This window comes from Bacteroides cellulosilyticus DSM 14838, assembly GCF_000158035.1.
Classification (GTDB): Bacteria; Bacteroidota; Bacteroidia; order Bacteroidales; family Bacteroidaceae; genus Bacteroides; species Bacteroides cellulosilyticus.
This window is the reverse complement of record NZ_EQ973491.1, coordinates 927,465-935,484: the sequence shown is the minus strand read 5'-3', so window position 1 is coordinate 935,484 and position 8,020 is coordinate 927,465. Positions and strand designations below refer to the sequence as shown.

The window sequence follows — 8,020 nt, the reverse complement described above, 5'->3', positions numbered from 1 at the left end:
ACTGGTTCAACAATCCCGATCATGAAAAGAACTTTGTGCAGACTTCTTTCAAACTGACTCCGCACGTTGATCCTTATACTTCACAATACGACTTCGACCAGATGAACGACGGTTGGTTTGTTACCGCTATGCCGGACCTTAACCAAAAGAACCCGCACGTATATCGCTACCTGGTACAGAATAGCTTCTGGTGGATTGAGTACGCCAATATCGACGGTATCCGCATGGACACTTATCCGTATGCCGACTATGACGCCATGAGCAACTGGATGAAAGAGCTGAACGAAGAATACCCCAACTACAACACCGTAGGCGAAACCTGGGTTACCGAACCGGCTTATACAGCTTGGTGGCAAATGGATTCCAAGCTCTCTGCCCCGAAGAACAGTAACCTGAAAACCGTTATGGACTTCAGCTTCTTCGATAAAATCAATACTGCCAAGAACGAGCAAACCGAGACATGGTTCAAAGGTCTGGATCGCGTATACAATAACTTCGTATACGACTTCCTCTACCCCAACCCGACTTCCGTACTGGCATTTATCGAAAACCATGATACCGACCGCTTTCTGGGTGAAGGCGACAATCTACCAATGCTGAAACAAGCTTCTACCTTGCTACTTACCACCCGCCGTATTCCGCAACTCTACTATGGTACGGAAATCATGATGAACGGCGTGAAGAGCAAGAGTGACGGATACGTTCGTAAAGACTTCCCCGGTGGATGGACTGGCGATACAGAAACTGCACTGACAGCCGCAGGACGCAGCAAGATACAGAACGAATGTTATAACTTCTACAAGACCTTATTGAACTGGCGTAAAGGAAACGATGTTATCGCCAAAGGTAGCATGGTGCAATTCATGGTACAGAATGGTGTTTACGCGTATGCCCGCCAGCACGAAGGTAAAACCGTATTCGTAATGTTGAATGGTACAGATGCCGAAACTACTGTTCCTTTGAAATTCTACAAAGAAATATTGAAAGATTCCAAACAAGGAAAAGATATTCTTAGTGGAAAGACAGTTGCATTCGGTGAATCGCTGACAATGGGACCAAGAGAGTCATTGGTGATTGAGTTATAAATAACATTTCATAAAAACAAAGAAACGCAGAGTGTATTTCTCTGCGTTTTTTTGTATACCTATGCCAAATTCACTAAAAAATCAACCAGCCTTAGTCAGACAAATACTTATTAGTAGTCTACCAACTACCTATAAATAATAGATACAACATTTAAACCTTTAAAAACAAAAAGATGCTTTGCTTCATAAAACAAAAAAGATGATGGATAAGAAAAAAGGGAAATGGCATAATTATAACAGGCAAATGAATCATTTTTAAACATATAATAAAATAATTGTTCTCACCTTTGTCTATTGAATTTACATTCAAATCAAGTATTATGAAAAATAGACAAACTACTATCTTATATGTCTTATTATGCTGTACATGCCTTTTTTCGTGTCAGCGTGATAATACTACCAAGCTATTAGAGTTGGCAGAAGCCCAAATATGGGAAAACCCGGATTCTACTTTACAGATACTGGAACAGATTTCTTCACCGGAAAAACTCAAAGGAAAAGAAAAGGCTGACAGTTTATTACATGCAGCTTTAAAAACTTCTGATCTAAATGTAAAAGTGAATATCTATTCTGCACTATATAAACAAGCAGAAGAGAATAAACAATATAAGAAAGCCATTAAATATCTTAAAAATTACATTGCGGTTATTGATTCCGTTCGGGATGAACTAAAGAGTACAGAAATCAGAGAATTACAACTAAAATACGACAAATCCATCACCCTCAGGCAAAATGCTGAAATACGAATGAGTTGGTATCTCACTATTGCTATTGGAATCTTAATAGTAATAGTATTAATACTCCTTTACTTCTATAGCTTGAAAATGTATAAGAAGCAGAAAGGAAAAGAGTTATCCCAACAGAAACAAGGGTCTATTAAGTTACAAGAACAGATAGATACCTTTCAAACAATGATAGAAGAAAACGAGAATCTGCATAGCCTGGAACAAGAAGAAGCCTTGAATAAAATCATGGCTTTGCAGAATGAAAAAGGAGAAAAAGATATACGCATAAAGCAGCTGGAAATCATGTTCCGGGCAAAAGACATCTCCGTTTCATCAGCAGATGCTGAAGCACTACAAACATTCCTCAAAATTACAGAACTAAAAAAGTATATTCCCGCAGCCGACAGAGACAAACTGCAACACTGGTTAAATATCGTTCACCAAAACTTTGCCACTCGATTGAATGAACAATATTCATCACTCACCGGGCGAGAAAAAGACATCTGTTATCTGACAGCCTTAAACTTATCTCTTGAAACTGTTGCACAACTTTTGGATGTACAACCCCGAAGTATTGAACGGTACACCATTCGAATATGCGAGAAGTTCGATTTTAGAAAAAGGAGTAAAGAGAGTTTTATTGATTTTATAATAGCGTTTACTCACAATAAGTAAAAGTATACATTATTATATAAATTCATTCTTCATTTTGTCTCATAACTCATTCCAGAACAAAGGTACCCATCTAATTATCAATAAAGTAAGTTATCTCACTATTTATTCCATTATCATATTATTTTCTCATATATAACATCTAAATTCGCAACAGAATCAAAATAAAATATTATGAAAGCAGTAATTAAGAATGTATGGTATTGTTTTTTATGTTTTTTCCTCATAATTACAATAGGTTGTACCGGAAAATCAACCAAACAAGCTGATGTAAAGACAGTTTCATGTGACACATTAACTGGTGAGACTTCTGCAACAGTTATTGAGGAAAAAGGTTATGCCATTGATAGCATCGGAAAAGGGAAAGAAATTGATTTGGATAAAATCTATGAAGAGTCCGAAGTAGTAAGGGCATTTCCTTCTTTGAATAATTCCCAATTTATGGATTTTATCAGTAAACACTTCAAATATCCGGATATAGATCCTGTAAACGGCAGAGGAACGGTTGATTTGGTGATAGAACGAGACGGTACCGTTTCGGATGTGATAATCGTTGAAGGCATCCATCCCGCTATAGATAAAGAATTTATCAGAGTACTCAAATTATTGCCCAAATTTATTCCTGGTAAGATAAACGAAACCCCGGTACGTTCTAAATTCAGAGCACCTATAAATGCCAGTACTATGTAAAATATAAAACCGAATAAATAAGAAAGTATGAAGAATATAAAAGGATTTAACATCGTAACAGTCTTGTGTACAGTTTTAGTAACGGCAAGTTGTAGCACATCCCCTAAAGGTGACGGTACTTTAACTTTCGTAGAAACCGATGCCGACAATACCTTGACGGTTTGCCATTTTGATCAAGTAAAAAATACGATTGATATCAATCTAAGTGACCTAGTAGAAGAGTTTAAGATTGTCCGTTTTGAAAATTCGGATAGTGCTTTCTTCAAAGGTTATGGTTTGTGTATCACAGACCATTATATAGGCATTCGTCAATCAAACAACCTTCCTTTCTTACTTTTCACTCATGATGGAAAGCTAAAATGTCAAGTCGGTGCTATAGGTAATGGTCCGGGAGAATATAATCAGTCCATTTATGATGAAGTGATTAATGAGAAAACGGATGAAATCTATTTGTCCTCTTTTGCTTTCTTACCCAAGATACTGGTGTACAATACAGACGGGAAGTTTGTGCGTGAGATTGTTACTAAAGAGAAATTAAGTAAGCCTAAAATAGAAGTGGATGACGATGGAGACATCACCATTATTCACATGCCCTTTGAAAACAATAAGGAGAAATTCCTCGCCGCAGTATATGACAAAGACGGTTCATTCAAACAAGAACTAAAACCTACTCCCAACTTTTTGCAAAAAGATTTCAATCAGGATATATTTGCTTACCATAATGTTCCCGGATTCAGTTTCTGGTTGTCCTCTTGTGACACACTTTTCCACTATGACAAGAATGCGAACAAAATCCATCCCAAATTCAAAATGGATTTTGGTGGAGTATCCGAAATCCCACTGCATATTTATAATGAGTTGCCGGGTTATTATCTGACCGCCATGTTGGGGGGCAAAGGCGTTATAGCAGTGAACAAAGAAAAGCAAACTTCAAATTATGCCAAGTTGATAAATGACTTTTCGGACATATGGAGGCACCTATATTCAATTTCAGTAATGGATGGTTCTACCAGATGAATGAACCAGGATGGCTTATTACTCAAATAGAGAAACGTCTTGCCGAGAGCAGTTGCTCAGACGAAGACCGTAAACAGTTAAAAGAATTGCTGGACACCATCGACACAGAGGATAATAATATTTTATTTATGGGTAAACTGAAGTAAAAGGATAGAATACATGGACAGTTACATCAGAGATTACTCTTCAGCATTATATAGCCTGGCATGCCTAAAAGGCATGCCACTCATACTCATTACACCGTAAGAGATTGTATTAAAAAAAATGTTGCTTGGTATATAGGCTCTTCAAATCTCCCCTCACAAATATTAGTCAAACATTTGACTAATTCCAATAAAAAGCTCTACCTTTGCGCCCGAAAAATAAAAAGCAACATAGCAATGGAGAATTACAATTCATCCCGCGGGCTTATCCAGCAAATGCTAAGAACCCGCATGGCATTCCGCCAAGCTCTGCAACGCGTTTTGAAACGCAATAACATAGATATCACCTTTGAAATGTTACAAGTACTGAGTTCCCTGTGGCAGGAACAAGGAATCAGCCAGCAGGCATTAGCCGAAAAGACAGCCAAAGACAAAGCCTGCATGACTAATCTGATGGCAAACCTCGAAAAGAAAGGCTGGATCATGCGCCAGGAAGACCCTAACGACCGCCGTAACCGACTTGTGTACCTCACTCCCGCAGGAGAAGAGATATCCGACCGTGTACGCCCGCTCATCAAGGATTTTTATACCCAGACGGGCCAACTGATGGGAATAGAGAACCTAAACGCATGTTCCAATCAACTAGAGACACTCTATGAGATATTCAACCAGTTCTAATTTTCTTCGCCTCTTGCTCATTCACATACTTGCTGTAGCTCCGTTGTGGCTAACCGCTCAGGAGAATACTCATCTATTATCCGTAGACGAACTTTTCCGTCTGGGTACAGAAAACAGTCTTCAACTTAAAAAGAGCAAACTACAAGAGGTTATTTATAACGACCAAAAGAAGTCTGCATACACAGACCGATTGCCAGATATCCAAGTAGGTGCCAGCGCCGGAATCATAGGCCAGCCCGTCATCTTTCAGCGGGGACTTTCACATCCCGTGCGCCCCGAAACTCCGGACTGGTCACAAAACTATAACATCAGCTTGACGCAACCCCTCTACCAGGGAGGAAGGATACAAGCCAAAATACATCAGGCCGAACTTAAAAAGCAAATAGCCGCCCTGACCAGTGCCGACAACGAAGCCGAAATCAAGCTGGTACTGCTGCAACAGTACATGACGCTTTTCAGTTACTACAAGCAGCGGGAAGTGCTGGCACGCAACATCGAAGAGTCCGAACACCGACTGAAAAATATCCGTCGGATGAAAAAAGAAGGCATAGTCACCCGCAATGATGAAATCCGCAGTGAACTGCAACTGACCAACGACCGCCTGGCCTATCAGGAAGCCGACAACAGCATCTCCATAGCTTCGCAACAACTCGATATTCTGCTGGGACTGGACGAATCACAGTTGATAGCACCGGACACCACTTTACTGTATACCGCCGTCAATGTGTCTGATTATGATACGTATGTACAATTAGCCTACAACAACTATCCGGGCATGCAGATTGTCCGCCAACAAACCCTGCTGGCAGAAAACGATATCCGGCTGACTAAAGCAAACTACCTTCCCCGCCTGTCACTGCATGCGGGCAACACCCTTGCACGCCCACTCAGCACTACGCTGGCTGACATGTACAACAACAACTGGAACATCGGCCTCAGCCTCTCATACAACCTGTCGTCTCTTTATCAGAATAAGCACAAGATGCACGAAGCCCGGCAGACGGTACAACTTCAAAAGTATGCCGAAGCACTCCTGATGCAGAACATCCGTATTCAGATCCGAACTGCCTACACCCGCCATAAAGAGGCCCTGAACCGCATAGAAGCCCTGAAGCTCTCTGTCAGCCAGGCAGAAGAAAACTACCGGATTGTGCAAAACCGCTACTTGAACCAGCTTTCCATTCTCACCGACCTGCTGGATGCAAGCAGCGTGCGGCTGGATGCTGAACTGCAACTGACCGTTGCCCGTACGCAGGCCATTTACACTTACTATGAATTACAGCGAACCTGTGGCATGCTTTAATTTTTAATTATTAATTTTTAATTTACAATTGTAATCTATGTCCGAATTACAAAAGAAACATAAGCAACTGAAGAGATTAAGAATAAGGAATATCACCCTCAATACGGTATGTATCCTCCTTGCATTGGCGGGAATTTCATGGACAATCAATTACTTCTGGAAATACGTCCATTACGAAATCACCAATGATGCCGTAGTAGACCAGTATATAGCTCCGCTCAATATCCGCGCTTCGGGTTATATCAAGGAAGTCCGCTTCACGGAACACCAGCCTGTGCATGCCGGAGACACCCTTCTCATTCTTGACAACCGCGAATACCTCATCAAAGTAAAGGATGCGGAAGCTGCCCTGATGGATGCGAAAGGTACAAAAGATGTATTAAGTTCCGGCATTCAGACCTCGCAAGTAAATGTAGCCATTCAGGAAGCCAACATTGCAGAAACCAAGGCCAAGCTCTGGCAACAGGAACAGGACTATCGCCGCTATGCCAACCTGCTTGCCGAAGAATCCGTCAGCCAGCAACAATATGAACAGGTAAAAACCGCCTACGAAGCAACCCAAGCACGCTATCAGGCCCTGCTGCAACAAAAGGAAGCGGCAAAATCCCAATACTCCGAAACAAGTAAGAAATCCACCGGCATCGAAGCGAATATCCTTCGCAAAGAAGCGGATCTGGATATGGCAAAATTGAATCTCTCTTATACGATAGTCACCGCTCCTTACGACGGATATATGGGGCGCCGCACCCTCGAACCGGGACAATTCGTACAAGCCGGGCAAACCATCTCCTATCTTGTACGGGGCAACGACAAATGGATCACTGCCAACTACAAAGAAACGCAGATTTCCCACATCTACATCGGCCAGAAAGTACGCATCAAGGTCGATGCTTTCCGCGAACATATCTTTCACGGCACAGTTACCGCCATATCCGAAGCAACCGGTTCCAAGTACGCCCTGGTTCCAACTGATAACTCCGCCGGCAACTTCGTCAAAGTGCAGCAACGCATTCCCGTTCGCATCGAGCTGGACGATGCCACTCCCGAAGAGATGAAAAGCCTCCGCGCAGGCATGATGGTAGAAACCGAAGCACTGAGAAAATAAGGAAGTCCACTGATGGTAAAACTGAACCTTCCACTCCGTCCCTGGGTACCGCAATGGCTGGGTATCGTCACTATGTTCGTGGTGATGTTCCCTATCATTATGCTCAACGGAACCTATACGGGAAGCATGCTGGAAGTCAGCAGTACCCTCGGAATACTCAGCGAAGACATCACAATGGGGTATTATGCGGCAGCGGCAGGTATGGCAGTAGCTTATCCCATCATTCCTAAAATTCGTGCGATCGCCACTCCAAAAACGATGCTGCTTACCGACCTGATCCTGCAAATCTTTCTCAGCTACATCTGCGCCCAGGTTGGCAATATGGACATCACCATTATATGCAGCTTCTTCATCGGCTTCCTGAAAGCCTTCATTATGTTAGAGTTTATTATTCAGGTACGCCCGTTCTTCAGTCCGAAAAATGTGCGTAGCGAGTTCTACGCCTACTTCTACCCCATCGTATTTTCCGGCGGACAAATATCCATGGCGCTGACGGCACAATTGGCCTATTACTATCAGTGGCAGTACATGTATTACTTTACAATCCTGTTGATGCTGATTGCCATTATCTTTATCCTGTTGTTTTTCCGGTATGCCAAGCG

8 protein-coding genes and 1 pseudogene are annotated in these 8,020 nt (G+C 42.0%); all 9 read left to right on the top strand.

Annotated features, from left to right (window positions below):
- A partial coding sequence (locus tag BACCELL_RS15770; protein ID WP_007212896.1) for a cyclomaltodextrinase C-terminal domain-containing protein occupies nt 1–1,085 on the top strand: 1,085 nt, incomplete at its 5' end.
- Between the two features lie 320 nt (nt 1,086–1,405).
- A complete protein-coding gene (locus BACCELL_RS15765) occupies nt 1,406–2,485 on the top strand; it encodes a helix-turn-helix transcriptional regulator (RefSeq protein WP_007212894.1) in 1,080 nt (359 codons plus the stop codon).
- Nucleotides 2,486–2,656: 171 nt separating this feature from the next.
- Nucleotides 2,657–3,172, top strand: a complete 516-nt coding sequence (locus BACCELL_RS15760) for an energy transducer TonB (protein WP_007212893.1) — start codon at nt 2,657–2,659, stop codon at nt 3,170–3,172.
- Between the two features lie 27 nt (nt 3,173–3,199).
- Nucleotides 3,200–4,189, top strand: coding sequence for a 6-bladed beta-propeller (locus tag BACCELL_RS15755; protein WP_007212892.1), 990 nt, complete (start codon nt 3,200–3,202; stop codon nt 4,187–4,189).
- A complete protein-coding gene (locus BACCELL_RS26545; protein WP_007212891.1) occupies nt 4,186–4,335 on the top strand; it encodes a hypothetical protein in 150 nt (49 codons plus the stop codon). The genes BACCELL_RS15755 and BACCELL_RS26545 overlap by 4 nt, the downstream gene beginning before the upstream one ends.
- Nucleotides 4,336–4,569: 234 nt before the next feature.
- Entirely contained in the window at nt 4,570–5,010 is a 441-nt protein-coding gene (locus tag BACCELL_RS15750; protein ID WP_007215588.1) for a MarR family winged helix-turn-helix transcriptional regulator, read from the top strand.
- Nucleotides 4,988–6,313: a TolC family protein gene (locus tag BACCELL_RS15745; protein ID WP_007212889.1), complete on the top strand. Its 1,326-nt coding sequence runs from the start codon at nt 4,988–4,990 to the stop codon at nt 6,311–6,313. Before BACCELL_RS15750 ends, BACCELL_RS15745 begins: the two co-directional genes overlap by 23 nt.
- 37 nt (nt 6,314–6,350) lie before the next feature.
- Nucleotides 6,351–7,418 carry an HlyD family secretion protein gene (locus BACCELL_RS15740; RefSeq protein WP_007212888.1) on the top strand — a complete coding sequence of 356 codons (1,068 nt, stop codon included), beginning with the start codon at nt 6,351–6,353 and terminating at the stop codon, nt 7,416–7,418.
- A 12-nt stretch (nt 7,419–7,430) separates the two neighbouring features.
- Nucleotides 7,431–8,020 (top strand): annotated as a pseudogene (locus BACCELL_RS15735) (MFS transporter); the annotation flags it as partial.